This is a genomic window from Streptomyces sp. 4N509B (genome assembly GCF_052245655.1).
In the GTDB taxonomy this organism is placed as follows: Bacteria; Actinomycetota; Actinomycetes; order Streptomycetales; family Streptomycetaceae; genus Streptomyces.
The window spans coordinates 82,951-108,084 of sequence record NZ_JBQQBZ010000004.1 but is presented as its reverse complement, the minus strand read 5'-3'; the positions used below and the strand labels follow the sequence as shown (position 1 = coordinate 108,084).

The window sequence follows — 25,134 nt, the reverse complement described above, 5'->3', positions numbered from 1 at the left end:
GGTCGGCGTCAGGCGCAGCAGTCGGTGTCCAGGCCACGCGGCAGGGTGGCGCCGTCGAAGACGACGCGGGTGGGCGTGTGGCCGGCGAGGACGGCGCGCGCCAGCAGGACGGCGCCCGCCGTCCAGGTGGTGAGCTCCCTGGGCCACACCCGCCCGGCCGCGTAGTCGAAGCCGGTCCAGTACCGGCCCTCCGGGGTGCGCAGGTGCCCGATCGACCGCAGCACCTCGGCGGCGCGTTCCGGCTGTCCCGCGACCCACAGCGCCAGGGCCAGCTCGGCGCTCTCGCCGCCCGTGACCCAGGTGTTGGGCAGCACGCAGCGGACGCCGAAGCCCGGCACGACGAAGTCGTCCCAGCGGTCGGCGAGCCTGGCCAGGGCGGCGGGGCCGCGCACCACACCGGCGAGGACGGGGTAGTACCAGTCCATCGAGTAGTGGGACTTGTCGAGGAAGCGGTCCGGGTGCCGGCGGAGCGCGTGGGCGAGGCGACCGGCGGCCAGCTCCCAGCCGGGCTGCGGCTCGCCCTGGGCCTCGGCGAGGGCGAGGGCGCAGCGCAGCGCCTGGTGGATCGAGGAGCACCCGGTGAGGAGGGCGCCTTGGGCGGGGCTGCCGTCGGGGTCGCGGCGCCAGGCGATCTCTCCGCCGGGCCGCTGGAGTCGCAGCACGAACTCGACGGCGGCGCGGACGTGGGGCCACATGCGGCGACGGAAGGTCTCGTCGCCGGTGGCGAGGTAGTGGTGGAGCACGCCGACGGCAGGGTAGGCGCTGAAGTTGCTCTCGCTGGCCCGGTCGGTGGGGCGTTCGGGGTCGCCGTCGACGTAGGCGGCGTACCAGGAGCCGTCGGGGTTCTGGTGTCGCGCGAGCCAGTCGTAGGCGGCCCCCGCCTGCTCGTGGCGGCCGGCGGTGTCGAGGGCCATGGCGGCCTCGACGTGGTCCCACGGGTCGAGGTGGTGGCCCTCGAACCACGGGATGGCGCCGTCGGGGCGCTGGGTGGCGGCGATCGTGTCGGCGGTGTCGGCGACCTGACGGTGCGTCAGGACGCCCGGGAGGACGTGGGGGCTGGCCGGGGTCGGCTCGGGCCGGCCCGTGCGCCCGGTGGACGTCACGCCGCGTCCCGCCCCGGTTCACCGGACGCGTCGGGCCGTTCGGGCTCCTCCGGCCGGCCGGCGGCGTGACGCGGCTTGGTGGCGTAGACGACGAGGCTCTTGCCCAGCAGCGGGTTGAGCAGGTCCTCGGCGAGGCGGGTGGCCAGGGGGCGCCGGGTGATGTCCCACACGAGCATCCGGTGGTAGGCGCGCACGGGCAGCGAGGTGTCGTTGTCGACGCCGACGGCGCACTTGAGCCACCAGTACGGGGAGTGCAGCGCGTGGGCGTGGTGCGTGCCGTACGGGACGAGGCCGGCGGCGCGCAGCCGTCGCACGAGCTCGTCGCCCCGGTAGATGCGGACGTGGCCGCCCTCGACCTCGTGGTAGGCGTCGGACAGGGCCCAGCAGACGCGTTCGGGGCCGTGGCGGGGGACGGTGACGGCGATGCGGCCGCCGGGGCGCAGCACCCGCACCGCCTCGGCGAGCGCGCGGGCGTCGTCGGGGATGTGTTCGAGGATCTCGGCGGCGATGACGGCGTCGAAGCTGTCGTCGGGGAACGGCAGCGCCAGGGCGTCGCCCTCGACGGTGGTGGCGTGGGCGTCCGGCGGGGCCTCGCCGGCCTCGCGCAGGGCGGCGAACCAGCCGGCGACCTGGCGCAGCTCGTCGCGGTCGCGGTCGAGGGCGACGACGTCGGCGCCGCGCCGGTAGCACTCGAAGGCGTGCCGGCCGGCGCCGCAGCCGAGGTCGAGGACCCGGTCGCCGTGCGCGAGGGGGAAACGGGCGAAGTCGACGGTCAGCACGCGCTCTTGGCTCCTTGGACTCCTCGGGGGGCACGCCGGGCGGCGATCGCCGCCCGGTAGTGCTCGGCGGTGCCGCGGGCCGCCTGCTCCCAGGTGAAGCGGCGCAGCACCCGTTCCCGGCCGGCGGCCGACAGGCGGTCGCGCAGGGTGCCGTCGCCGAGCAGCCGGCTCAGCGCGGTGGCCAGGGCGCCGGCGTCGCCGGGCGGCACCGCCAGGCACGTCTCGCCGTCGGGCCCCGCCACTTCGGGGATGGCGCCGCCGGTGGTGGCCACGAGCGGGGTGCCGGCGGCCATGGCCTCGGCGGCGGGCAGGCAGAACCCCTCGTAGAGGGAGGGCACGCAGGCGACCTCGGCGCCGCGGACCAGCTCGGCGAGCTCCGCGTCGTCGATGCCCTTCACGAACTCCACCGCGCCGCTGGCCCCACCCAGCCCGAACGCGTCGAGGGCGGCGGCGACCGGCCCGTTCGTGGGGCGGGTGCCGACGACGACGAGGTGGGCGCCGGGGTGCTCGGTGCGGACCTTCGCGAGCGCCTCCAGCAGCTGCGGCAGGCCCTTCAGGGGCGCGTCGGCGCTGGCCGTGGTCACGATCCGGCCGGGGACGCGCGGCGTCGCCGGGTCGGGGTGGAAGACGCGGGTGTCGGCGCCGATGGGCACGACGTGGAGCCGCTCGGGGGCGACGGCGAAGTCCTCGATGATCTCGCGGCGGGAGGACTCCGAGACCGTCAGGACGGACGGCAGGCGGCGGGCGACGCGGCGCTGCATGCGGGTGAAGGCGTACCAGCGGCGCAGCGAGGCGCGGCGCCGGCGGCTGGTGGCGGCGGCCAGTTCGAGGCGGCGGTCGACGGTGATGGGGTGGTGGATGGTGGTGACCAGGGGCGCGCCGAGGCGGCGGGCGGCGAGCAGGCCGTAGCCGAGGGTCTGGTTGTCGTGGATCACGTCGAACGCGCCGCGGCGGGCGGCGAGGTGGCGGCGGGCGCGCAGCGAGAACGTCAGCGGCTCGGGGAAGCCGCCGGTCCACATGGTGGCGACCTCCAGCACGTCGACGGCGTCCCGGAACTCGCGCGGCGCGGGGGTGCGGAAGGGGTCGGGCTGGCGGTAGAGGTCCAGGCTCGGCAGCTCGGTGAGGGTGACGCCCGGGACCTCGTCGAGCACGGGGTAGGGCTGGCCGCCGATGACCTCGACGCGGTGCCCGAGGGCCGCCAGCTCGCGGGAGAGGTGGCGGACGTAGACGCCCTGGCCGCCGCAGAACGGGTTGCCCTTGTAGCTGAGGAGCGCGATGCGCAACGGGCGCTCGGCGTCGTGTGCCGCGCTGGCGCTCACGCTCGCCCCCCTCCACTGCCGTTCACTGCTACTCGCAAGTAAAGAATGCGCGAGTGCACGATATCCCGCCGGCGTGCGGCCGGTCAGGCGGGCGGGTGGGCGCGGCGAGGTGATTCCGGCCACGCGGGGCGGAGGGAAGGACCCGACCGGGGCCGTTAGAGTGAGCCGAACAGTTCGCCCGCGTTCGGGGGAAGTCCGGTGGAACTCCGGCGCTGACCCGCAACCGTGAGCGAGCCATCCGCCGCGGGCCGCGTCCCGACGCCTCGTCGCTCGCGCGTGGCGGCGTGGCTCGTGAGCCGGAACACCCGAGCGTGGGCCGCGCTGGCCATCGGCCGTCCCCGCCCGCCGGGGGTGGCCGGCCCGTCGAGGAGTACGGAGCTGAGCCCGGTGCCCCGCAGCGTGGGTGTGCCACGCCGTGCGGCCTGCCGTGCCCGGCGGCCGACCGCACAGCGAAAGGCTTTCACGTGTCCATGACCGCCCTCCCGTTCACCCGCGGGCTGCTGCGCCGCGTCGCCGTCGCGGGCGTCAGCACCGCCGCTCTCGCGCTGGCGGGCCTGTCGGCGCCGCCGGCCGCGGTGGCGCAGAGCACGCCGCCCGCACCGTCGGACGCCGACCGGGGTCTGTTCGGCGACAGCGACCCCACCTACGACGGGGTGTGGCGGCAGTCGGTGGCGCTGCTGGCCCAGGACGCGGTGGGCTACGCGCCGGCGGACCGCGCCGTCGAGTGGCTGTTGGGCCAGCAGTGTGACGACGGCTCGTTCCTCGCCTACCGCGCCGACGTGACCAAGCCGTGCGGGGACGTCACCGCCGCCGACACCAACGCGACGGGGCTGGCCGTGCAGGCGCTGGTCGCGCTCGGCGGGCACGAGCAGGCCGTCGACGCGGCGCTCACCTGGCTGCGGGGCGTGCAGAACGAGGACGGCGGCTGGGCCTACAACCCCGGCGGCGCGAGCGACGCCAACTCCACCGCGATCGTCGTGGGCGCCCTCGTCGCGGCCGGGCAGAACCCGGCCGAGGTGGTGCGGGACGGGGCGACGCCCTACGACGCCCTCAGCGGGCTCCAGTTGGGCTGCGAGGCGGGCGAGGAGCTGCGGGGCGCCTTCGCCTGGCAGCCGGACCCGGAGACCGGCGAGCTGTTCGCCAACGACGCCGCCACCGTCGACGCCCTGCTCGCCGCGTACGGCAGCGGGCTGCTGGTGGATGCCGAGCGAGCCGCGGAGGCGGGCTCCTCGGCGGCGACGCCGCCGCCCTGCGACGGGGACGAGCCGGCCGAGGGCGGCGAGAGCGGCGGGAGCGCCGGGAGCGGGGAGGACGGGGACGCCTCCGGCGGCGACGCCGTGGACCCGGCCGCCGTCGCGGCGGCGGGCGCCGCGTACCTGGGCGCCGTGCTCGGCGACAACGAGGAGCACCTGGTGACGCTGACCGGCGAGGGCGCGGAGGTGCCCGACCACGGCGCGACCGCGCGGGCCGTCATCGCGCTGGCGGCCGGCGGGCGGAGCGACGCGGCGGCGGGCCCGTTGGCGTGGCTTCAGGAGAACCTCGGCTCGTGGCAGGGCTACGGCGAGAGCCCGGCGGCTCTCGGCACGCTGATCCTGGCGGTGCGGGCGGCCGGGGCCGCGCCTGAGGACTTCGGCGGCGCCGACCTGGTGACCGCGCTCGGGGCACTCGGCCCCACCGCGGACGACGCGGTGCCCGGGGACGGCGAGGGCGCGGACGCCTCCGACGGCGGCGCCGGCGCGCTCCCGTGGATCGTCGGCGGCGTGGTGGTCGCCGCGGCCGTGGTCGCCGCGGTGGTGCTGGTGCGGCGGCGGACGGCGGGCGACGACGGCGGTGACCGCGTCGACGGCGGTGACCGGGACGGCGCGGACGGCCGGGGCGGGGAGGCGGCGTGAGACCGCGCCGCGCGGGGGCCCGGGCGCGGCGCGGCCTCGCCGTGGCGCCGCTCGCCCTGCTCGCCGCCGTGGCCGGTGGCGTCCTGTCGACGACGCCGGCCCGCGCGGACGACACCGGCTACCGGTACTGGTCGTTCTGGGAGGGTGACGAGACGGCCGGCACCTGGACCTACGCCACCCAGGGGCCGGCGACGGCGCGGGTCGGGGACGGCGACGTCGTCGGCTTCCGCTTCGCCGTCAGCGTGGACTCCTCCGACGCGCACCAGCCGCGCGACGCGGCCGACTTCGCCGCCGTCTGCGGCGGGGTGGCGGAGGGAACCGGCGAGGGCGGCGCCCGCGTCGCGTTGGTCCTCGACCACGGGCTGGCCTCACACGCGCCGGACGGCGAACGACCGCCGCCGGCCAGGGCGGTGTGCGCCACCGGCGTCGCCGACGGCGCGACGGCCGCCGAGGTGCTGGCCGCGGTCGCGCAGCCGCTGCGCTACGGCTCCGGCGGCCTGCTGTGCGCGATCGAGGGCTACCCGGAGCGGGGCTGTGGCGAGACGGTCTCCCTCGCCGAGGGCGGGGACGGGGAGGGTGACGGGGCCGAGCAGGGCGCGGCGGCCGGTGAGAACGACGAGAGCGGCGAGAGCGGCGGGGACGGTGGCTCCGGCGGCAGCGCCGTGGCCGCCGCCGTGGGCGTCGGCGTCGTGGCGTTCCTGGCGGTGGCGGCCGTGCGCCGCTCCCGCCAGCGGCGCGGCTGAGCGCGGCGCGGACGGGAAGCACGACGATGTCGGGAGCGCCGGGGGTGTCGGGAGCGCCGGGGGTGTCGGGGACGCCGGGCGTGGCGGGGACGCCGGGCGCCGCCCTCCGCTCGCGGCCCGCACGGCTGTTGCTGGCGCTGCGCGCGCCCGAGGCCAGCCGGTCCAACGCGCTGCACGCGGGGGCGTGGTGGCTGTGGGCGCTCGGTCTCGCCGCCGCCGCCAGCCGCACCACCAACCCCCTGCTCCTCGCGCTGCTCGTCGTCGTCGCGGGCTACGTCGTCGCCGCCCGCCGCACCGACGCGCCGTGGGCGCGGGCCTTCGGCGTCTTCCTGGTGCTGGGCGCGTTCGTCGTGCTGCTGCGCGTGCTGTTCGCCGTCGTGCTCGGCTCGCCCGTCGGCGGCACGCGGCTGCTGTTCGCACTGCCCGAGGTGCCGTTGCCCGACTGGCTGGCGGGGGTACGGCTCGGCGGCCGGGTGATGGCCGAGGGCGTGGTGTTCGCCGCCTACGACGGGATGCGGCTGGCGACCCTGCTGATCTGTCTGGGGGCGGCCAACTCCCTGGCCGATCCCGCCCGGCTGCTGAAGTCGCTGCCGGGCGCGCTGTACGAGATGGGCGTGGCGGTCGTCGTCGCCATGACGTTCGCGCCGCGCCTCGTGGCCGACCTGCTGCGGATGCGGTCGGCCCGCCGGCTGCGGGGCCGGGAGGACCGGGGGGTCCTCCCGGCCCTGCGGGTCGCCCGCCCGGTGCTGGAGGGGGCGTTGGAGCGGTCGGTGGCGCTGGCCGCCTCGATGGACGCGCGGGGCTACGGGCGCACCGCCGACGTGGCGCCGGCCGTGCGTCACGCCACGAACACGCTGGTCCTCGGTGGCCTGGTCGGCGTCTGCGTCGGCGCGTACGGGCTGATGGCGGCCTCGGGCGGCGGCTTCGGGGCACCGCTGCTGGGGATCGGCCTGCTGGCGGCGGTGGGCGGGCTGTGGCTGGGGGGCCGGCGCAGCCCGCGCACCCGGTACCGTCCGGACCGTTTCGGGGCGCGGGCCTGGCTGGTGGCCGGCTCGGGCGCGGCGGTCGCCTCCGCGCTCGCCGTGGCCTCCGCCGCCGTCCCCGGGGCCCTGGAGCCGGCCGTCGTGCCCCTCACGGCGCCGGAGTTCCCCGTGTGGCCCGCCGCCGCGATGCTGCTGGGCCTGCTGCCCGCGTTCGTCGCGCCCCGGCCGCCGGGCGCCGCGCGCCCGGCCCCTCACGCGGCCGAGGACACCGGAACCGACGCCGGACCGGCCACCGGGCCAGCCGTCGGACCGGACGCCGGACCGGACGCCGGAACGGCCACCGGGCCAGACGTCGGACCAGACGCCGAGCCCGGCACCGACCCCAGCGCCGGACGTGGCGCCGGACCCGACGCGGCTCGCCCGGTGCGACCCGACGCACGACGCGACGCTGGAGCGGCACCGTGATCACCTTCTCCGAGGTCTCCGTCACCTACGACGGCGCGCCCGCGCCCACGCTGGCCGGCGTGGACCTGACCGTTCCCGAGGGGGAGCTGTGCCTGCTGGTCGGCCCCTCGGGTGTCGGCAAGTCGACACTGCTGGGCACGGTCTCCGGACTGGTGCCGCACTTCACCGGCGGCACGCTGCGGGGCCGCGTCACCGTGGCGGGGCGGGACACCCGCACCCACCGGCCCCGCGAACTCGCCGACGTCGTGGGAACCGTCGGCCAGGACCCGCTGGCCCACTTCGTCACGGGCACCGTCGAGGACGAACTCGCCTACGGCATGGAGTCCCTCGGCCTGCCGCCGGCCACCATGCGGCGCCGCGTCGAGGAGACCCTCGACCTGCTGGGCCTGGCCGAGCTGCGGGCCCGCTCGATCGACGCGCTCTCCGGGGGTCAGCAGCAGCGGGTGGCCATCGGCTCGGTGCTGACGACCCACCCGAGGGTCCTGGTGCTCGACGAGCCGACCTCGGCGCTCGACCCCGCCGCCGCCGAGGAGGTGCTCGCGGTGCTCCAGCGCCTCGTGCACGACCTGGGCACCACGGTGCTGCTGGCCGAGCACCGGCTGGAACGCGTGGTGCAGTTCGCCGACCAGGTGCTGCTGCTGCCCGCCCCCGGCGAGCCGCCGGTGCTCGGCGAGCCGGCCGAGGTGATGGGGCGCTCCCCCGTCCACCCGCCGGTCGTCGCCCTCGGGCGCCTCGCGGGCTGGGAGCCGCCGCCGTTGACCGTGCGGGAGGCCCGCCGCCGGGCCGCGCCGCTGACGCGGCGGCTCGCGGGCGCGGCGCCGGCACTCCGGGAGCCGGCCGGGCAGCGCGGCGCGCCCGAGGCGGCGGTGCCGGAGCTGGCCACGGTGCGGAAGCTGTCGGTGCGGCGAGGCCGCGCCGAGGTGCTGCACGGCGTCGACCTGCGGCTGCGGCGGGGCGAGGCCGTGGCGCTGATGGGCCGCAACGGGGCGGGCAAGTCGACGCTGCTGCGCGCCGTGCTCGGCATGCACACCCCGGCGGCCGGGTCGGTGACGCTCACGGGCCTCGACGGGCCGCCGCACCGCACCCGCCCGGCACGGCTGCTGCGCCACGTGGGGCTCGTCCCGCAGGACCCGCGTGACCTGCTGTTCGCCGAGACCGTGGCCGCCGAGTGCGCGGCGGCCGACGCCGACGCCGACGCGCAGCCCGGGACCTGCCGGGCGCTGGTGTCGCGGCTGCTCGCCGGCGTGCCGGGCGGGGCCCACCCGCGTGACCTGTCCGAGGGGCAGCGCCTCACGCTGGCGCTGGCCGTGGTCCTCACGGCCGCCCCGCCGCTGCTGCTGCTCGACGAGCCCACCCGTGGCCTGGACTACGCCGCCAAGGCGCGGCTGGCCCGCGTCCTGCGGGACCTGGCGGACGACGGGCACGGCGTCGTGCTGGCCACCCACGACGTGGAGCTGGCCGCGGAGATCGCCGACCGCGTCGTGGTGCTGGCGGAGGGCGAGGTCGTGGCCGACGGGCCGACGGCGGAGGTGGTGGTGGCCTCACCGTCGTTCGCCCCGCAGGTGACGAAGGTGCTGGGCGCCCCCTGGCTGACCCCGGGCCAGGTCCGCTCCGCCCTCGGCGGCGGCCCGACGGCGGCCGACACACCGGGCGAGGACGTTCCCGGGGACGGCGTCCGGGCGGAGGCCGGACCGTGACGGAGAGGACGGAGAAGGACGCCCGGCGGGCCGCCACACGGTGGCCCACCACGACGGGCCCGGCCCTGGCGGGCCGGAGCACGACGGGCCGGACCCCAGCGGGCCGGCGCGTCGCGGCGGTGCGGCTCGGCTGGCGGTCGGCGACGGCGCTCGCACTCGTCTCGGCCGTCGGCGTCCTCGCCTTCGGCTGGCCGCTGCTGGCCTCGCCCTCCTCCGAGCTGGTGGGCCACTCCGCCGACGCGCCGTGGATCTTCGCGCTGCTGATGCCGCTGCTGCTGGCCGTGGTGGCCGCCACGATCGCGGACACCGGCCTGGACGCCAAGGCCGTCGCGCTGCTCGGCGTGCTGGCGGCGGCGGGCGCCGCGCTGCGCCCCGTGGGGGCCGGCACGGCCGGCCTGGAGCCCATCTTCTTCCTGATGGTGCTGGCCGGGCGGGTGTTGGGCCCCGGATTCGGCTTCGTGCTGGGCAACGTGTCGCTCTTCGTCTCGGCGCTGCTGACCGGCGGGGTCGGCCCGTGGCTGCCGTTCCAGATGCTCGCGATGGGCTGGGTCACGATGGGCGCCGGGCTGCTGCCGGGGGCCACGCGGCTGCGCGGCCGGGCCGAGCTGGCGCTGCTGGCCGGCTACGGGGCCGTGGCGGGCCTCGGCTACGGGCTGGTGATGAACCTCCAGGGCTGGCCGTACCTGGCGGGCGTCAGCTCGGAGCTGTCGTTCGTCCCCGGCGACCCCCTGGCCGACAACCTCCGGCGTTACGTGGCGTACGCGCTGGCCACCTCGCTCGGCTGGGACGTGCCGCGCGGCGCCCTGACGGCGGTGCTCGTCCTCGTCTTCGGCGGCAGCGTGCTGCGGGCGCTGCGCCGCGCCACGCGCCGGGCGGCGTTCGACGCGCCCGCCCGTTTCACGCCCGCCTGACCGACTCGGGTAGGGTCGCCGGTCGTGAACGACGCCGGCCGGCCGCGCAGGCCCGACATCGACCCCGCCGCCTTCTTCTCCACCGACCTGCGGGTCGGCAGGATCCTCGACGTGGTGCCCTTCCCCGAGGCCCGCAAGCCCGCGTACCGGATCACGGTGGACTTCGGGCCGGAGGTCGGCGTACTGCGCACCAGCGCGCAGGTCACGAACTACGCGCCCGAGGAGCTGGTGGGCCGGGGGGTCGTGGGCGCGATCAACCTCGGCACCAAGCGCGTCGCGGGCTTCACCAGCGAGTTCCTGCTGCTCGGCTCGTACGCCGCCGACGGCGTGGTGCACCTGCTCGCGCCCGGACCCGCCGCCGCGCCGGGCGACGTCGTCGGCTAGGCCCTGTCCGGCGGATCGTGCCGGGCCGGGCCTGACGCGGCCCGGCCCGGCCGCGTCGCCTGGCGCCGTGCTCCCCCGAGCCCCCTCCGGGGACCGGGGACACCTCATGGCGGAGGGTCGTCCTCGGGCCGTGAAGCGGTGGTCGCGCCTCACGCGCCACGCGGCAGGCGTGGGCGAGCCCGTCGGGAGTCGACCGACGGGCCGATTCGCCCTGTTTCAGCCAGAATGTTGGCATGACGGCCGAGCCGAGCAGCCCCTCGCCGCCGACGCACGGCCGCGGCTCGCTCTGGCTGTCCATGGGCGCGCTGCTGCTGGGCATGTTCCTGGCCGCGCTCGACCAGACGATCGTCGCCACCGCCCTGCCCACCATCGTCAGCGACCTCGGCGGCATGGACCATCTCTCCTGGGTCGTGACGGCCTACCTCCTCGCCGCCACCGCCGGCACCCCCCTGTGGGGCAAGCTCGGCGACCAGTACGGGCGCAAGCGGCTCTTCCAGGGGGCGATCGTCCTCTTCCTCGTCGGCTCCGCGCTCTGCGGCACGGCCCAGGGCATGGCGCAGCTCATCGGCTTCCGCGCCCTCCAGGGCCTGGGCGGCGGCGGGCTGATGGTGCTGTCGATGGCGATCGTCGGCGACCTCGTGCCGCCCCGGGAGCGAGGCCGCTACCAGGGCCTGTTCGGCGGCGTCTTCGGCGCCACCAGCGTGCTCGGCCCGCTGCTCGGCGGCCTCTTCGTGGACCACCTGAGCTGGCGCTGGGTCTTCTACGTGAACCTGCCGGTCGGCGTCGCGGCCCTCGCCGTCGTCGCCGCCGCGCTGCACATCACGCCCCGCGAGCGGCGGCACGTGATCGACTACGCGGGCACGGCGCTGATCGCGGGCGTCGCGTCCTGCCTGGTGCTCGTCGCCTCGCTCGGCGGCACCACCTGGGACTGGGACTCGCCGTGGCTGATCGGGGTGGCGGCGCTCGCCGTCGGAGGCGCCGTCGCGTTCACCGCCGTGGAGCGGCGGGCGGCCGAGCCGGTGCTGCCGCTCGGCCTGTTCGCCGTGCGCACCTTCTCCCTGTGCTGCGCCATCGGCTTCGTCATCGGCTTCGCGATGTTCGGGGCGCTCACGTTCCTGCCGACGTTCCTCCAGGTGGTGCACGGCATCTCGCCGACCATGTCCGGCGTGCACATGCTGCCGATGGTGCTCGGCACGCTGGCCGCCTCCACCCTCTCGGGCCAGCTGATCAGCCACACCGGCCGCTGGAAGGTCTATCCCGTCCTCGGCACCGCCGTGACGGCCGTGGGCCTGCTGCTGCTCCACCTCCTCGACGAGCGCAGCAGCGACACGACCATGTCCCTGTCCTTCCTCGTCTTCGGCCTGGGTCTCGGGCTGGTCCTCCAGGTGCTGATCCTCGCCGTGCAGAACGCCGTCCGCTACGAGGACCTCGGGGTGGCCACCTCCGGCGTCACGTTCTTCCGCTCCATCGGCGCCGCCTTCGGGGTGGCGGTCTTCGGCACCGTCTTCACCGCACGGCTGGAGGACAACCTCGCCGTGGCGCTGCGGGGCGCCGACCTGCCGCCCGGGGTGAGCGCCGACACCCTGCTGCACGACCCGCGGGGCGTGGCCGGGCTCACGGGCGGCGTCCACCGGTCGGTGCTGGTGGCGTACTCCGACGCCATCACCGACGTCTTCCTCTACGCGGTGCCGGTGGTGGTCGTCGCGCACCTGCTGACCTGGGCGCTGCGGGAGGAGCGGCTGCGCGGCAGCGTGCGGGCGCCCGAGGCGAGCGAGACGGTGGCGCCCAACCCCGTGGCCCGCTCCTCGCGGGAGGAGTGCGAACGGGCGCTGTCGCTGCTGGCGACGCGGGAGGGCCGGCGGGAGGTGTACGTGCGGATCGGGGCGGCGGCCGGCGTGGACCTGCCGCCGGCCGCGTCCTGGCTGCTGCTCCGCGTCCACCTGCACGGGGCCGCCGACCCCGCGATGCTGGCCGCGCGGGTCTCGCTGCCGCTGCCGGTGGTGCTGCCGGCGGCGCGGGTGCTGGAGGAGCGCAGGCTCGCGGTGCGCGACGGGACGATGCTCACGCCGACGGCCGCGGGCCGGTCCGTGGCGGAGCGCCTGGGGCGGGCGAGGGAGGAGGCGTTGGCGGCGCTGTTGGGTGACTGGTGGGGTCCCGACCGGCCGCGGGACCTGATCGAGCTGGTACGGGAGCTCAGTGGCGAGCTGGCCGGCTCCGACCAGGAGTGCCCCCGCCGGGGCTGAGGGCGGCCGGGCCGGGAGAGCCGGACCGCCTCAGGGAGAGGGGGTGGGGGGTGGGGGTGGCGGGAGACGAGTAGGTTTTGTATCGTAAGCAAACAAAGTGGTTCCGCCCGTTTTCCCCGACCACAGAACCCGGGCGGAGCCACTGGCATATCGCCCCCCGGTCCCTCGCCCCCGGCGAGCCGGCCCCTGCCCTCCACCGCCGTCCCGGGAGCCCCGCATGACCGCGACCGCAGCCGCAGCCGACCTCACCGTCCGGGCCCTCCTGTTCGACATGGACGGCACCCTGGTCAACTCCGACGCCGTGGTGGAACGGGTCTGGAGCCGCTGGGCGCTGCGCAACGGCCTCGACCCGGCGCTCGTCCTCCCCGTGATCCACGGCCGGCAGGCCCACGCCTCGATGGCACAGCTGCTGCCCGAGCGCCCCCTGGCCACCCACCGGGCCGACGCCGCCCGCCTGAACGCCGAGGAGACCGCCGACGTCGCGGGCGTCGTCCCCATCCCCGGGGCGCCCGCCCTGCTGGCCGCCGTCGCCGCCCTCCCCCACGCCCTGGTCACCTCTGCCGACACCGCCCTGGCCGCCGCCCGCATGGGGGCCGCCGGGCTTCCGCTGCCCGAGGTGCGGATCACCGCCGAGTCCGTCAGCGCCAGCAAGCCCGACCCGGAGGGCTTCCTGAAGGCCGCCGCCGAGCTCGGCGTCGACCCGGAGGACTGCCTGGTGTTCGAGGACTCCGGCGCCGGCATCGCCGCGGGCCACGCCGCCGGCATGCGCGTGGTCGGCGTCGGCCCCCGCGCCGCGGCCCACGGCCCGACGGTCTGGGCGCCCACCCTGGAACGCGTCCACGTCGAGCCCCAGGGCGAGGCCGGCGGCGCGCTCCGCGTCCGCGTCCACGCCGACTGACCCGGGGGACGGACCGGATGGAGGGACGGCCCGGAGGGACGGGCCGGAGGGACGAACGGGAGGACGGCGGCGTGGCCCGGGCGGGCCGCCGCCGTCCCCACGTCCCGGCCCGCTCCGGGTCAGCCGGCGATCGCCTCGTAGAGGCTGAAGCAGCCGAGCGCCACCATCGCCACCGCCGCGACCGTGCCGATCAGGCGCAGCGGCACCCATCGCAGCAGCGCGCGGCCGCCGAGGATGCCGAGGGCCGCCACCGCCCACAGCGCGAGGGTCGCGCCCACCGCCACGGAGAGCGGGTCCTCGTAGCGGGCGGCGAGGTTGGCGGTCATGATCTGCGTGATGTCCCCGAGCTCCGCGGCCAGGATCAGCATGAAGCCGGCCCCCGCGACCCGCCAGAACGACGCGTCGCGCGGCGAGGAGCCGCCGCCCGACTCCTCCTCCTCACCGCCCTTGCGGGCCTCGCGCAGCACCAGCACCGCCCCGCCCAGGAACAGCACGCCCACCACCGCCTGCACCGGACGTTGCGGCAGCAGCGCCAGCACGCTGCCGGCCGCGACGGCCACCGCCACGTGGACGACGAAGGCCGCCGCCACCCCGGCGAAGACGTAGGAGGCGCGGTAACGGGTGCCGAGCAGGAGACCGGCCAGGGCCGTCTTGTCGGGCAGCTCGGCCAGGAAGATGACGCCGAAGACGACGGCGGCCGTGGTTAGGGAGAACATGGCTTCCTCGATGACTCCTCGGGCCACCGCGCCGAGGACCCGCGGCAGCGCGAACTTCGGCACGGCAGCGTCGTGACGAAAGCTGACACTGCGGCCGAAGGTCTCGCTGGCGGGCGGCACGCCGCGCGCGCTCGCGCGCGAGGCCACCCGCTCCGGGCACCGGGCCCGTCACGCCATGCGGCGGGCCAGTATGTCGATGGTCCGGCGAAGAGCTACTCCCCTTCGATCTCGCCCCACGGTACCAGCCGGCCCCTCACGCCTCCCCGGAGCCGGCGAGCCCGACGAACGGGACCGTCAGACACGCCACGCGGCCGCCCGCGTCGCCCGTCTCGTCGGTGGCGTGCTCGTGCAGCACCAGCGAGCCCGCGCCGCCCTCCCGGAAGAGCCACCGCTGCCACGCGACGGCGACGCCCACGCCCGCCGGGTCGGGCGTGACGTCGAGCCAGACCTCGTTGTACGGGTTGGCCCGCCAGGGCTCCTCCCCCGGGTGGTGCTGGTAGTGGCCGCCGGCCGCGGCGGGGTCGGGGCCGCACGGCTCGGTGTGCACGTGGGCGCCGAGGGTGTGCCCGGGGCGCAGTCCGCTCACCGTCAGGTCGATCCGCATCGTGTCCGTGTCGGTGTCGACGAACTGCTCGACGGTGACCGTCGTCCCCTCGGGGACGAGCTCCGTGTCGTACGTCACCGCCTCCTCGCCGTCGACGGTGTACGTGCCGTGGGCGCGCAGCGTGTACTCCCAGGGGTCCTGCACCGTCCCGGCCGCCGCCTGCCCCTCCCCGGGCGCCTCGCCCGGGGTCGTCGCCGCGGCCTCCGCCGCGGTCGCCGTCGCCGTCGCGCCGACGCCGCCCACGCACAACGCCGCCACCGTCACCACTCCGCTCACGCCCGCCGTGGCCCACCGCCGCGTCTGCTCGCGCATCGCACCTCTCCCGTCGTCCGTCACCGAGACCGTCGCGACATGACAACGTGTCGCGCCCCGGCCACGACACGGCCACGCTGAGACACCCGCCACACGCAACCCGGATACACCCGCCGACCTTTGTCGGCGTACGCTGTACGGCGGAACGGCGCGCCCGTTCGGGGCGTTACCGGAACGGGTGGCATGTCATCAGGGGAACGGGGAGCATCGTGCAGGAGACCTTGGGGGTACTGCTGTACGCCCCGTGGATCTATGTGATCGTCGCTCTCTCGATCCTCCTGGACGTCTTCGTGCCGCTGCTGCCGAGCGGAGCCCTCGTCGTCACCGCGGCCACGGTCGCCGCCGGCACCGCCGCCGACGTCGCGGGGGGCCTGCCCTCACCGTCCTCCGCCGAGGCGCACCTGCCCGAGCTGTTTCTCCTCATACTCTGCGCGGCCAGCGCCTCCTTCCTCGGCGACCTCCTGGCCTACCACCTCGCCCGGCGCGGCGGACGCCGCTTCGCGGGCGCGATCGCGCGCTCCCGCCGGATGACCGTCGCGCAGGAGCGGATCGGCGCGGCCCTCGCCCGTGGGGGCGGGTCGCTGGTGGTGCTCGCGCGCTTCGCGCCGGCCGGCCGGGCGCTGGTCAGCCTGGGCGCGGGCGCGACGCGGCGCCGCGCCCGCGAGTTCCTGCCCTGGTCGGCGGTGGCCGCCGTGGTGTGGACCGGGTACAGCGTGGGCCTCGGGTACCTCGGCGGCCAGCTGCTGGGCGCCAGCTGGTTCGCCACGGCCCTGTCGCTGCTGGCGCTGATCGCCGCCGGCGGCGTCGCCGCCCGTCTGCTGCGCCCCGGTGCGGACGCGGAGCCCGGCTCGGGCGGCGAGCCGACGGCGCCGACGACGGAGCCCGCGAACGCGCCGGTGGCGTAGCCGCTCTCCCCCACGCCCGGCCCCTCACGCCCGGCACGGGTGGGCCGCGTGGCCCGTCGGCCGTGCCGACGTGGCGCCCGCGGCCCCCGTCACCGTCGTCACCCTCTTCGTCTTCTGGCCGTGTTCACCGTTCGCCCCGGCCCGCGTCGAGGCCCGCGTCGAGGCCCGTGCCGGGTCAGCTCGGGATGCGGCCCACTCCGCCGTACCAGGACACGTCGGCGTGGTCCGGCCGCGCCTCCACCGGCACGGTGGACCGCCAGTCGGAGACCACCTGGACGCCGGGCTCGACGAGCTCGGTGCCCTCGAAGAAGCGCGTGAACTCCTCGCGGCCGCGCAGGGTCAACGGCACGCCCTGCGCGCGGTAGGCGTCCTGCACCCCCATCGCGGCCTCGGGCGCGATGTCCGCGGTGGCGTGCGAGAGGATCACGTGGCTGCCGGCCGGCAGCGCCTGCCGCAGCCGGCGCAGGATGCCCAGCGGGTCCTCGTCGTCACCGACGAAGTGCAGGATGGCGACGGCCAGCAGCGCGACGGGCTCGTCGAAGTCGATCAGGCTCCGCGTCCTGGGGTGGTCGAGGATCGCCTCCGGATCCCGCATGTCGCCCTGTATGACCACGGTCTGGTCGTTCTTCCCCAGCAGCGCGCTGCCGTAGACGAGCACGATCGGGTCGTTGTCCACGTAGACCACGCGGGCGCCGGGGTCGACCCGCTGGGCGACCTGGTGGACGTTCTCCGCCGTGGGGAGCCCGGAGCCCAGGTCGAGGAACTGCCTTATCCCCGCCTCCTGGGCGAGGTACCGCACGGCGCGGCCGAGGAACTTCCGGTTCTCCCGGGCCGCGACGCGCAGCATCGGAAAGGCGCCGAGCGCCTTCTCGGCGGCCTCGGCGTCGACGACGTAGTGGTCCTTGCCGCCCAACAGGTAGTCGTACATCCGGGCTGAGTGCGGGCGGTCCGTCCGCAGGTCCACCTCGCCGCCGGCCCGGTCGCTCGTCGCTTCGGACACCCGTCGCTCCTTCGGCTCACAGATCATGATCAATTCCGGGACATGCTAGTCCCGTACCACCCCACGGTCGATCAGAACCCAAGCCATTTCCCCGTGTTGGCGACGGTCAGCAGCCGCCTCCACCCCCTCCCCCGTCGCCACCACCGCCACCACAGCCGCCGGAGTCCCCTCCGCCCCAGCCACCACCGTCGCCGCCACCCCAGAAGGAACCGCCGCTCCAGCCGTCGCGACCGTGCCTGTCGGACAAGCTCAGGGCCCGACTGCCCCCCGCGTCCAGGGCGTACATCACCGCCGCCACGATGACCGCGACGACGGCCCCCATCCCGAGGAGTCCCAGCATCAACAGCACCGCATCCATGGCATCCCCCTTTGATCCCCATGAACGGCCCTTCACGAGGAAGGACGAGCACCGTGCCTTCCGGGCTGCGTCCGGCCCCCCACTGTTACGCGTTCGCCACACACCATGTCCCTCACCTCACTTCTGCGAGCGGGGCGCGGAGGACGGAGATTCGCTCACCGACCGGGGAATGGGAGGGACGCGGAAATCGCGGAGCCGGGAGTTCGGGAAATGACGGACCGAGGACGTTCGGAACAAGGGCCGCGCGACGGCGTCCCGGCATAGGATGACCTCACCTTTCAGCGGCGCGGGAGGTGTCAGCGTGGATCCTCTGGACCGGGCGCGACTGTCCTGGGAGGAGATCACCCTGGTTCGGCGACGCGGAGGCGCGCGGCGCTGGACCCGCGGCGAGGTGCTGATGCGCGAGGGGCAGGCGTGCGGCGGTGTGGTGCTCGTCGAGTCCGGGCTCGTCAAGGTGGGCGTGGTCTCCGTTGACGGCCACGAGAGCCTGCTGGCGCTGCGTGGGGCGGGCGAGTTGCTGGGCGAGGTGTCGCTGCTCGACGGCGGGCGACGCGCCGCCACCGTGTCCGCGCTGACTCCCGTGCGCGGAGTTCTGGTGGCCGAAGCGGCGTTCCGTGCACTGCTGGCGGAGAGTTCCTCGTTCGAGGCCACGGTCCAACGGATCGTGATCGACCGCTGGCGGCAGTCCGACCGGCTGCGGGCCGGTCAGGGCGCCCATCGGGGCGCCGCGTGGATCGCCTGCGTACTGCTGGAACTGTGCCGCGGTATCGGAACGCGCGCGCCCGCGGGTTTTCCCACGGGCATCGGAGTCCGCGTCAGCCAGGAAGTATTGGCCAAGGCTGCGAACGTGTCGACGGATTCCGTTGGGCGTGCTTTTCGCGTTCTGAGCGACGCCCAACTGATCGCGCCCCAGTATGGCCAGGTCGTCGTCGTCGATCCCCGACGGCTGGAGTCGTGGCTGCGGTCAAGCACCTGATTCCGCAAGTTCCGCAAATGCGGCGGAGTCAGCCCGCTCTGTGGACTACCCATGACATCGGTAGCGAGTGCCGAACGCCGCCGGACGATCCTCGGCAGGTCCTGGGCACAACGGGCAGTCCCCCACAGAGAAGGGCATGACCATGGCCACACCGGCCCCCACCCTCCACTACGCGATGGTCGTGATCGACGTCGAGAGGTCGGCGGAGCGCACGACCCCGGAGCAGATCCGCAACCGCGAGCGCCTCTACGACATCAACCGACGCGCGCTGCGGCACGCCGGCGTCGAGCCGGTGGCGGGCGAGGACCGTGGCGACGGCTGCTTCCAGCTGTTCCCCGCCTCCACGCCCAAGCACCGCCTCGTCGGCCCGTTCGTCTCCGCCCTCGTCGACCAGCTGCGCGGGCGCTCGGGGACCGACCCCATGCGGCTACGGCTCTCCCTCCACGCCGGCGAGGTCGCACGCGACCCGTACGGCTGGGGTGGGGCCGACCTCAACACCGCGTTCCGCCTCGCCGATCTCCCACGGCTCCGCACGGCTCTGGCCTGTGCGCCGCGCGCCGTCCTGGCGCTCGCCGTCTCCGACGTGCTGTACCAGGGCGTCGTCCGACACGACTACCCCGAGAGCGAGCCCGAGGCCTACCGCAGGATCCGCTACACGGCGAAGGAGGCGGTCGACCAGTACGCCTGGATCCGCGTCCCGGGGTACGTCGAACCGCCGGGCTCCGGCGCGCCGGACGGTGGCCGCGAGCCCGGCGAGGACTCCCGGCCCACGGCCACCCCCCAGGAGGCCGCCAGGCCGCACGTCGTCACCTCCGGCATCGGGGTCATGCGAGACCTCCGCGGCGGCATCGGGGTCGTCCACGGCGACGTCCGGCAGACGGCGCCGCCCGCCGCGCCCGTCACGGTGGCCTCCGTCGATCTGCGCCGGGAGCTCCACGCGTTGCGCCAGCTGATCACGGACGCTCTGCGGCGGAGGGAGATCGACGACGAGGACGGCAGGGACGCGCTGCGCGAGCTCGACGAGGCCATCCAGCACGCCGAGTCCGAGGACGAGGAGGAGCGCGGACGCCTCTCCCGTGCGCTGCGCAGGCTCAGAGGGCTGCTGGACCATGTCGCCGGTGTCGGAGACGCCATCTCGCGCATCCTGCTCGCTCTCCAGGTGGCGTCATGACCGCCACACGGACCCCTCACCCCTCTCCCCCGAACCAGCAGACCACGCCGGAGTTCCCGTCCCTGCCGCCCACCGCGGTCTCCGGCATCGGAGCGATGGGCGACCTCCACGGCGGCATCGGCGTGGTCCACGGCGACGTCTACCAGACGTCAGCCCCGGTCGGTGGGGCGGAGAAGCTCCAGCAGGGCATCAGCTCTCTGCGGCGTCACGACAGGGAACAGGCGCTACGGCTGATCGGTGAGGCGATCGACGGAGGCCTCCGGACCGCGACGGCCTACTACCACCTGGCGCTGGCCGTGCTCAGTGGACGGTCCGCCGAGGAACTCACCAGCCGGGAGCGTGCGCAGGTGAGCCACGCCCTCGCGTGGCTCACCTCCGCGACGCCCACGCGGAACGAGGTGGAGTACCACGCCGCCGGCCGCCTGATAGCCCGCATCCTGCCCGTGGCCCTGGCGACCGACCCCGACACGACGGTGGCGGCCGCGCTGCTCACGGAGTTGGGGACACTGCCCGCGGAGCGGGCCGCGGAGTTGCGCGGCCACCTGCTGCGCCTCCTCGCGGCGGTGCGACGCGACGCGGTGGACGCCGACGAGGATCCCGAGACCCCTCACCGCACGGCGAACCGGAGGGCCGAACGGGTCCCTCTCTACTTCACCCCCGACCCGGCCGAGCCCCGGGTGCCGGAGCCTCCCGCATCGCTCTTCCAGGGTCTGTCCGCCACGTGCCTCACCGCGGCTGGCGTCCTGTCCGGCGTCGGCCTCGTCGTGGTCGCCAGGAAGGGCGGCTACGCCCTCCTGTGCGGCATGATCGTGCTCCTGGGCGCGTTCGTCCTGCTCGCGCCGCTGCGTGCCCGCATCGAGCAGGAACGCGCGGCACGAGCGCGACAGTGGCTCGCCGACGCGGGCGACGTCGACAGCCGCGGGGCTGACGAGGTCGTCTCCTCCGGGTTCCTCGCCCGGCGCGTCACCCGCGTCGCGGACCGCCCGGGTGACCGGTCGTCCCCGCGTCCCGCCTCGAGTCGTCTGCCAGACGGGGAGGGTGCCAGGCAGCGGAGGTTCTTCCTGCGTACCGTCAGCGCCCTCGTGGACAGACACTTTCGGGCTCAGGTCCCAGGTGACCGGCAGGCGGTCGGGCGATGGCGTGAGGCCACCGAGGAGGCGCAGCTCCTCCTGGTCTCGGAGCTGACCCACGCCTACGGGCACGACACCCCGCCCGGGGAGGTCGACTGGCTGGTCAGGCATCGGGCCCGGTCGGCCGCCGACCAGTGGCGGCGAGGCGCTCCGCCGAGGCACCAGGCGTCGGCCGGGCGCCAGCCGAACCGGTCACAGCTCTGGGGCGCGAGGTTGATGAGCTGGGGCGCCCTCGCCAGCGTCGTCGCGTACCTCGTCGACGAGATCGCCGAACAGCGCAGGATCGCCGCACAGCTCTCACCGATCGGTCTGGACGCGGGGACCTCGGTGTTCGAGATCCCCGCCGACGCGTACCAGGGCGCTCTCCTGATCGGCGTGCTGTGGCTCGTCACGGCGCGACTCGTCCGATGGGGGGCCGTCGGGCTCGCACGCGAGCGGCTGTACAAGGAGGACCTGGCCCGGCACGCGGAGGACCGGCTCGCGCTCGTCCGCGAGCGACAGCGCCTGCGGGAGCGGCCCAGCGACGTCGAGATGGCGCGCTGGCTCGACCTCGACCAGCGCGTCCTGCTGCGGGAGATGCTGCGCGAACACCGGGCGCAGCGTCGCGAGGTCCTGTTCAGCTTCTTCGTCCTGGAGGGTGCGCGCAACTGCGTTCGCGCGAAGGAGGTGAACGGCCCGACGCGGTACTCGCGCTTCGCGCTGAAACTGTTCGTCCTCACCACGGGCGGGGTGTGGATCAGCACCTGGGAGATGACCTTCGCGACCGGTCAGCACAGTGGGCGCAGGGACATGGTGTTCCGCTTCGACTCGGTCAACTCGGTGGTCCTGGAGACGATCGGCGTGCGTTTCGGCAGGAACCGGAGGGAGATCGTTCCGACCGCGGTCGGCGACGGCACGCCCCCGGACGTCGCGGACTACGACGAGCCCGTCATCCACGAGGCGCTGCGGCTGGTGCTGAACACCGGGGAACACGTCGACATGTTGATCGAGAACTTCGACCAGCTCCGGCTCCCCGGCGTGGACGACCCCGAACGGCTGCGCGCGATGACCCTTGAGAACACCGGGGTGCTGTCCGGCTTCCGCGTCCTGGCGGCGCTGGCGACCGAAGGGCCGCAGTGGCTGGTCGAACAGCGTGAGACGGCGCTTCAGGAACTGGCGTCGCCCGAACCCTGACGCGGCGTCGGGCGGCCCGCGACGACGAGGGCGAACTCGCCGCGGGGTGGCGGGGTGGCCAGGTGGTCGGTGAGGGTGGCGAGAGGGCCGCGCCAGACGCGTTCGTAGCGTTTGGTCATGTCGTTGAGGACGGCGGCCTCGCGGTCGGGTCCCAGCGCGGCGGCGAGGTCGGCGAGGGTGCCCAGGAGGCGGTGGGGGGCCTCGTAGAGGACCATCGTGCGGGGTTCCGCCGCCAGGTCGGCCAGGCGGCGGGTGCGGGCGCCGCCCCTGACCGGCAGGAAGCCCTCGAAGCACCAGCGGTCGGCGGGCATGCCGGCGAGCGCCAGGGCCGTGGTGGCGGCGTCGGGGCCGGCGGCGACGGAGATCTCGCGGCCCGCGTCGAGGACGTGCCGGGCCAGCTCGTACCCGGGGTCGGAGACCGTCGGCATGCCGGCGTCCGTGGCGAACGCGACGCGCAGGCCCTCGTCGAGCCACCGCAGCACGCGGGCGGACTGGGCGCGCTCGTTGTGCGCGCGGACGGACACCAGCCGCGCGGGGTGGATGTCGAAGGCGGACAGCAGCTTGCGGGTGCGGCGGGTGTCCTCGGCGCAGACGACGTCGGCCTCGCGCAGGGCGCGCAGCGAGGCGCCACCGAGGTCGGAGAGGTTCCCGAGCGGGGTGCCCACGAGGGTCAGGACCCCGCCCGCGCGGGCCTCGTCGCCGGGCGGGTCCGCGCCCGCGCCGTCGCCGCCCGGGGGCTCGGCGGGCGCGTCGTCTCCGGCGTCCGCACGCACGGGTCCGGCGTCGTGTGCGCCGGCGGGCTCGCGGGTGAGGTGGCAGAGGAGTTCGTCGCCGACGTGGGCCTCGTCGGCGAGGTGGTAGGGCGAGCCCTCGGCCGCCCGCTGGAGCATGGCGCGGGCGTCGTCGGTGTACTCGCGGCGACCGGAGAGGCTGCGGCGCGGCAGCGAGACGACGACGTGCTCGCAGTCGAGGGCCGCCAGGATCCGCCCCGCGGCGCCGCCGCTCTGCTGCTCCACCGTGGTGAGCGTCTTCAGCACGAGGGCGACGTCGGCGCTCACCCGCGGCGGCGCGGCGACGAGGTCGCGGGGCTCGCCGGTCAGGCGTGCGGCGGGCAGCACCGTCTCCAGCCCCCGCAGCGCGGCGACGAGCGAGGCGTCGACGTCGCAGAACCAGTACGAGCAGTCGGGCGCCAGGCGCATCCACGGCATCGCGAGCGGGTTGAGGCCGCAGGCCAGGTCCACCACCGAGCGGGGGGTGCCGCACCACGCGGCGACCTGCTCGTAGAAGGCTTCGAGGTCCGCCAGCCGCTCCGCCGAGGAGGCGTGGGCGCGCATCGCGGTCCGGCACGCGTCCCGCAGCGACAGCCGGTCCTCGGTCACGGCCGCGCCGACCGCGGCGACGGCCTCGGCCGGCTGGCCCGTGAGGAAGGCACCGAAGGCCTGGTGCAGCTTGCGCTTGGCGTACTTCAGGGCCTGGGTGCGGTCACGGCAGCGGTCCAGGGCCTCGCCCGCCAGGCGGTGCACGAAGCCCTCGTCGAGGTGGCGGTACTTCCCCGCCGCGAGGATCCGGCGTGCCAGTTCCTCGACGGCCGCCGGACGGTCGTCACCCGTCGCGCTCGCCCGTGGCATCGCCGCTCGCTCCCTTCCGTCACCCGCGTCGTCCCGTCGTCGTCCCCGCGCGTGCCACCGCGTGCCCGCGCGCTCCGCTCAGCGCGGCGGTCCGGCGCGCAGCGCCTCCGTGAGGCGGACGTAGAAGCGGAGGTTGTGCAGCGAGCCGAGGACGCCGGCGAGGGGGTCCTCGATGCGCAGCAGGTGCGCGACGTACCCGGCCGGCAGCGTGGTGCACATCTCGCAGTCGCAGTCCGGGTCGACCGGGTCGGTGCTGCGCACCCAGCGCTCGGAGTCCAGCCGCGCGTGGCGGTAGAAGCGGGCGCCGTCGTCCCGCGCGGCGGCGAGGGCCTCGGTGTCGAGGTGGGTGTACAGGACGCCCCGGCGCGCGTTGCGGGTGGGGAGGGTGCAGTCGAAGATGTCGTACCCGGCGCGCCAGGCGCTGGCGACGTTCTCCGGCGTGCCGATGCCGAGGCCGTGCAGCACGCTGCCCTCCGGCACCAGCTCGGCGACGAGGGCGACCTCGTCCACCAGCCGGCCGTCGACGATCGGGTACCCGCCGAAGCCGTACCCGTCGAAGCCCATCTCGGCCAGCGCCTCGGCGCAGTGCCGCCGCCGCGCCTCGGACGTCCCGCCCTGCACCACGGCGAAGAGCAGCGGGCGCCGCTCCGGCGGCAGCTCGGCGACGAGGCGGTCGAAGGTGGCGCGGCACTCCGCCGCCCACCGCAGCGTCAGCTCCACGCCGCGGTCCTGCTCGGCGTCCGGGGCGGAGGGGTGGGTGCAGTAGTCCAGGCAGTAGATGATGTCGGCGCCGAGCCGCAGCTGCGTCTCGACGCAGCTGCGGGGGGAGAGCATCCGGTACTTCTGCTTGGGGGAGAAGCGGTACGACAGGCCGGCGTCGGTGACCTTGGCCAGCGAGCGGTTGCTCCCGAGGAGGGAGAAGACCTGGAAGCCACCGGAGTCGGAGATCACCGGCCCCTGCCAGCCCATGAAGGCGTGGACGCCGCCCAGGCGGGAGACGACGGAGGCGCCGGGCTGCGCCGCGAGGTGGGCCGTGCTGACGAGGGCCGCCTGCACCCCCTGCCGGGCGAAGAGGGGGGTGGGGACGCCGCGCACCACGCCGCGCGTGGCGTCGGGCACGAAGACGGGGGCGGGGAGGGAGCCACGGCGCGTCCACACCGTGCCCGGGGCCGCGGCGGTCCGTGGGGCGGCGGGCGCGGCCACGGCCGGCCCGCTGGCGGGTGTCGCGGGCTCGGGTGTCGCGGGCGGGGACGTCGCCGTCGCCGTCGCGGACGCCACGGAGCCGGAGGCCACGGACGGGGAGGGAGTGGTCACGCGGGGCCCGGCAGCTCGGCGGTGGCCTCGGTCACGATGCCGCCCCGCGCGTGCTGCGTCACGACGACGCGGACCGAACGCGGGCGCGCGGAACGCCGTATCTCCGTGGCGATCTCGCCGGCGAGGGCCTCGGCGAAGATGGCGCGGTCCCGGAAGGACCAGAGGTAGAGCTTGAGGGACTTCGACTCCACGCAGTGCTCGTGCGGCTCGTAGTCGATGACGACGCTGGAGATGTCGGGCTGACCCGTCACCGGGCACAGGGAGCTCACCTCGTCGGTCGAGAAGCGGACCCTGGTGCACTCCGGCGGCGCCGGAAACGACTCGACGTGCTCGATCGGGGAACGGATCTCCGACCCGAGAACGGTGAGCTCCGGGACCTGCGCTCCTGACGCGTCTGACATGCGGCCATCGTAACCCGCTCCCCCGAACC

Annotated in this window: 22 protein-coding genes; 12 read left to right on the top strand and 10 right to left on the bottom strand. The window is 75.6% G+C overall.

The features are described from left to right. Window positions 1-8: 8 nt before the first annotated feature. The 3 genes from ACTWP5_RS06505 to ACTWP5_RS06495 are packed head-to-tail and all read right to left on the bottom strand — an operon-like array spanning window position 9 to window position 3,201. Entirely contained in the window at window positions 9-1,103 is a 1,095-nt protein-coding gene (locus ACTWP5_RS06505) for a prenyltransferase (protein WP_443219774.1), read from the bottom strand. Continuing rightward, on the bottom strand, window positions 1,100-1,882 hold the full coding sequence (locus ACTWP5_RS06500) for a class I SAM-dependent methyltransferase (RefSeq protein ID WP_443219773.1): 783 nt from the start codon (window positions 1,880-1,882) through the stop codon (window positions 1,100-1,102). Before ACTWP5_RS06500 ends, ACTWP5_RS06505 begins: the two co-directional genes overlap by 4 nt. Then, window positions 1,876-3,201, bottom strand: a complete 1,326-nt coding sequence (locus tag ACTWP5_RS06495; protein ID WP_443219772.1) for a glycosyltransferase family 4 protein — start codon at window positions 3,199-3,201, stop codon at window positions 1,876-1,878. Before ACTWP5_RS06495 ends, ACTWP5_RS06500 begins: the two co-directional genes overlap by 7 nt. Window positions 3,202-3,671: 470 nt before the next feature. Between ACTWP5_RS06495 and ACTWP5_RS06490 the strand changes: the two genes are divergently transcribed. From ACTWP5_RS06490 to ACTWP5_RS06455, 8 genes are all read left to right on the top strand, one after another. Continuing rightward, on the top strand, window positions 3,672-5,093 hold the full coding sequence (locus ACTWP5_RS06490) for a prenyltransferase/squalene oxidase repeat-containing protein (RefSeq protein WP_443219771.1): 1,422 nt from the start codon (window positions 3,672-3,674) through the stop codon (window positions 5,091-5,093). Further along, window positions 5,090-5,836 (top strand): SCO2322 family protein, encoded by a 747-nt coding sequence (locus tag ACTWP5_RS06485; protein WP_443219770.1) that lies wholly within the window; start codon window positions 5,090-5,092, stop codon window positions 5,834-5,836. Before ACTWP5_RS06490 ends, ACTWP5_RS06485 begins: the two co-directional genes overlap by 4 nt. Before the next feature lie 137 nt (window positions 5,837-5,973). After that, entirely contained in the window at window positions 5,974-7,284 is a 1,311-nt protein-coding gene (locus ACTWP5_RS06480; RefSeq protein ID WP_443219949.1) for an energy-coupling factor transporter transmembrane protein EcfT, read from the top strand. Continuing rightward, the gene (locus tag ACTWP5_RS06475) at window positions 7,281-8,981 is read left to right on the top strand and encodes an ABC transporter ATP-binding protein (RefSeq protein ID WP_443219769.1); all 1,701 of its coding nucleotides are present in this window, start codon (window positions 7,281-7,283) and stop codon (window positions 8,979-8,981) included. The genes ACTWP5_RS06480 and ACTWP5_RS06475 overlap by 4 nt, the downstream gene beginning before the upstream one ends. A gap of 65 nt (window positions 8,982-9,046) precedes the next feature. Then, complete coding sequence (locus ACTWP5_RS06470) at window positions 9,047-9,892, top strand: ECF transporter S component (protein ID WP_443219948.1); 846 nt, start codon at window positions 9,047-9,049, stop codon at window positions 9,890-9,892. A gap of 24 nt (window positions 9,893-9,916) precedes the next feature. Next, window positions 9,917-10,276: a tRNA-binding protein gene (locus ACTWP5_RS06465; protein ID WP_443219768.1), complete on the top strand. Its 360-nt coding sequence runs from the start codon at window positions 9,917-9,919 to the stop codon at window positions 10,274-10,276. Window positions 10,277-10,509: 233 nt separating this feature from the next. Beyond that, the gene (locus ACTWP5_RS06460; RefSeq protein WP_443219767.1) at window positions 10,510-12,519 is read left to right on the top strand and encodes a DHA2 family efflux MFS transporter permease subunit; all 2,010 of its coding nucleotides are present in this window, start codon (window positions 10,510-10,512) and stop codon (window positions 12,517-12,519) included. Between the two features lie 217 nt (window positions 12,520-12,736). Continuing rightward, on the top strand, window positions 12,737-13,417 hold the full coding sequence (locus ACTWP5_RS06455; RefSeq protein ID WP_443219766.1) for an HAD-IA family hydrolase: 681 nt from the start codon (window positions 12,737-12,739) through the stop codon (window positions 13,415-13,417). 119 nt (window positions 13,418-13,536) lie between these two features. Here ACTWP5_RS06455 and ACTWP5_RS06450 read toward each other — a convergent pair whose 3' ends face one another. Continuing rightward, window positions 13,537-14,133 (bottom strand): TMEM165/GDT1 family protein, encoded by a 597-nt coding sequence (locus ACTWP5_RS06450; protein ID WP_443219947.1) that lies wholly within the window; start codon window positions 14,131-14,133, stop codon window positions 13,537-13,539. 253 nt (window positions 14,134-14,386) lie between these two features. Beyond that, a complete protein-coding gene (locus tag ACTWP5_RS06445; RefSeq protein ID WP_443219765.1) occupies window positions 14,387-15,049 on the bottom strand; it encodes a superoxide dismutase family protein in 663 nt (220 codons plus the stop codon). 209 nt (window positions 15,050-15,258) lie between these two features. Here ACTWP5_RS06445 and ACTWP5_RS06440 point away from each other — a divergent pair, with 209 nt between their 5' ends. Next, entirely contained in the window at window positions 15,259-15,954 is a 696-nt protein-coding gene (locus tag ACTWP5_RS06440; protein ID WP_443219764.1) for a DedA family protein, read from the top strand. 175 nt (window positions 15,955-16,129) lie between these two features. On the opposite strand, the gene ACTWP5_RS06435 is transcribed toward ACTWP5_RS06440, so the two are convergent. Both ACTWP5_RS06435 and ACTWP5_RS06430 read right to left on the bottom strand, forming a co-directional pair. Then, window positions 16,130-16,954 carry an SAM-dependent methyltransferase gene (locus ACTWP5_RS06435; protein ID WP_443219763.1) on the bottom strand — a complete coding sequence of 275 codons (825 nt, stop codon included), beginning with the start codon at window positions 16,952-16,954 and terminating at the stop codon, window positions 16,130-16,132. A 106-nt stretch (window positions 16,955-17,060) separates the two neighbouring features. Then, complete coding sequence (locus tag ACTWP5_RS06430) at window positions 17,061-17,312, bottom strand: hypothetical protein (protein WP_443219762.1); 252 nt, start codon at window positions 17,310-17,312, stop codon at window positions 17,061-17,063. A gap of 301 nt (window positions 17,313-17,613) precedes the next feature. Here ACTWP5_RS06430 and ACTWP5_RS06425 point away from each other — a divergent pair, with 301 nt between their 5' ends. The 3 genes from ACTWP5_RS06425 (at window position 17,614) to ACTWP5_RS06415 (ending at window position 21,762) form a co-directional block, all read left to right on the top strand. Then, window positions 17,614-18,288 carry a Crp/Fnr family transcriptional regulator gene (locus ACTWP5_RS06425; protein ID WP_443219761.1) on the top strand — a complete coding sequence of 225 codons (675 nt, stop codon included), beginning with the start codon at window positions 17,614-17,616 and terminating at the stop codon, window positions 18,286-18,288. A 136-nt stretch (window positions 18,289-18,424) separates the two neighbouring features. Then, window positions 18,425-19,459, top strand: coding sequence for a hypothetical protein (locus ACTWP5_RS06420; RefSeq protein WP_443219760.1), 1,035 nt, complete (start codon window positions 18,425-18,427; stop codon window positions 19,457-19,459). Beyond that, complete coding sequence (locus tag ACTWP5_RS06415) at window positions 19,456-21,762, top strand: hypothetical protein (RefSeq protein WP_443219759.1); 2,307 nt, start codon at window positions 19,456-19,458, stop codon at window positions 21,760-21,762. Before ACTWP5_RS06420 ends, ACTWP5_RS06415 begins: the two co-directional genes overlap by 4 nt. On the opposite strand, the gene rsmI is transcribed toward ACTWP5_RS06415, so the two are convergent. The 3 genes from rsmI to queF all read right to left on the bottom strand — a co-directional run bounded on the left by rsmI (window position 21,735) and on the right by queF (window position 25,105). Next, window positions 21,735-23,390 (bottom strand): 16S rRNA (cytidine(1402)-2'-O)-methyltransferase, encoded by a 1,656-nt coding sequence (gene rsmI, locus ACTWP5_RS06410; protein ID WP_443219758.1) that lies wholly within the window; start codon window positions 23,388-23,390, stop codon window positions 21,735-21,737. The two genes, ACTWP5_RS06415 and rsmI, sit on opposite strands and share 28 nt — an antisense overlap. 78 nt (window positions 23,391-23,468) lie before the next feature. Continuing rightward, entirely contained in the window at window positions 23,469-24,704 is a 1,236-nt protein-coding gene (locus ACTWP5_RS06405; RefSeq protein ID WP_443219757.1) for a tRNA-guanine transglycosylase, read from the bottom strand. Continuing rightward, window positions 24,701-25,105, bottom strand: a complete 405-nt coding sequence (gene queF / locus ACTWP5_RS06400; protein WP_443219756.1) for a preQ(1) synthase — start codon at window positions 25,103-25,105, stop codon at window positions 24,701-24,703. Before queF ends, ACTWP5_RS06405 begins: the two co-directional genes overlap by 4 nt. Between the last annotated feature and the right edge of the window lie 29 nt (window positions 25,106-25,134).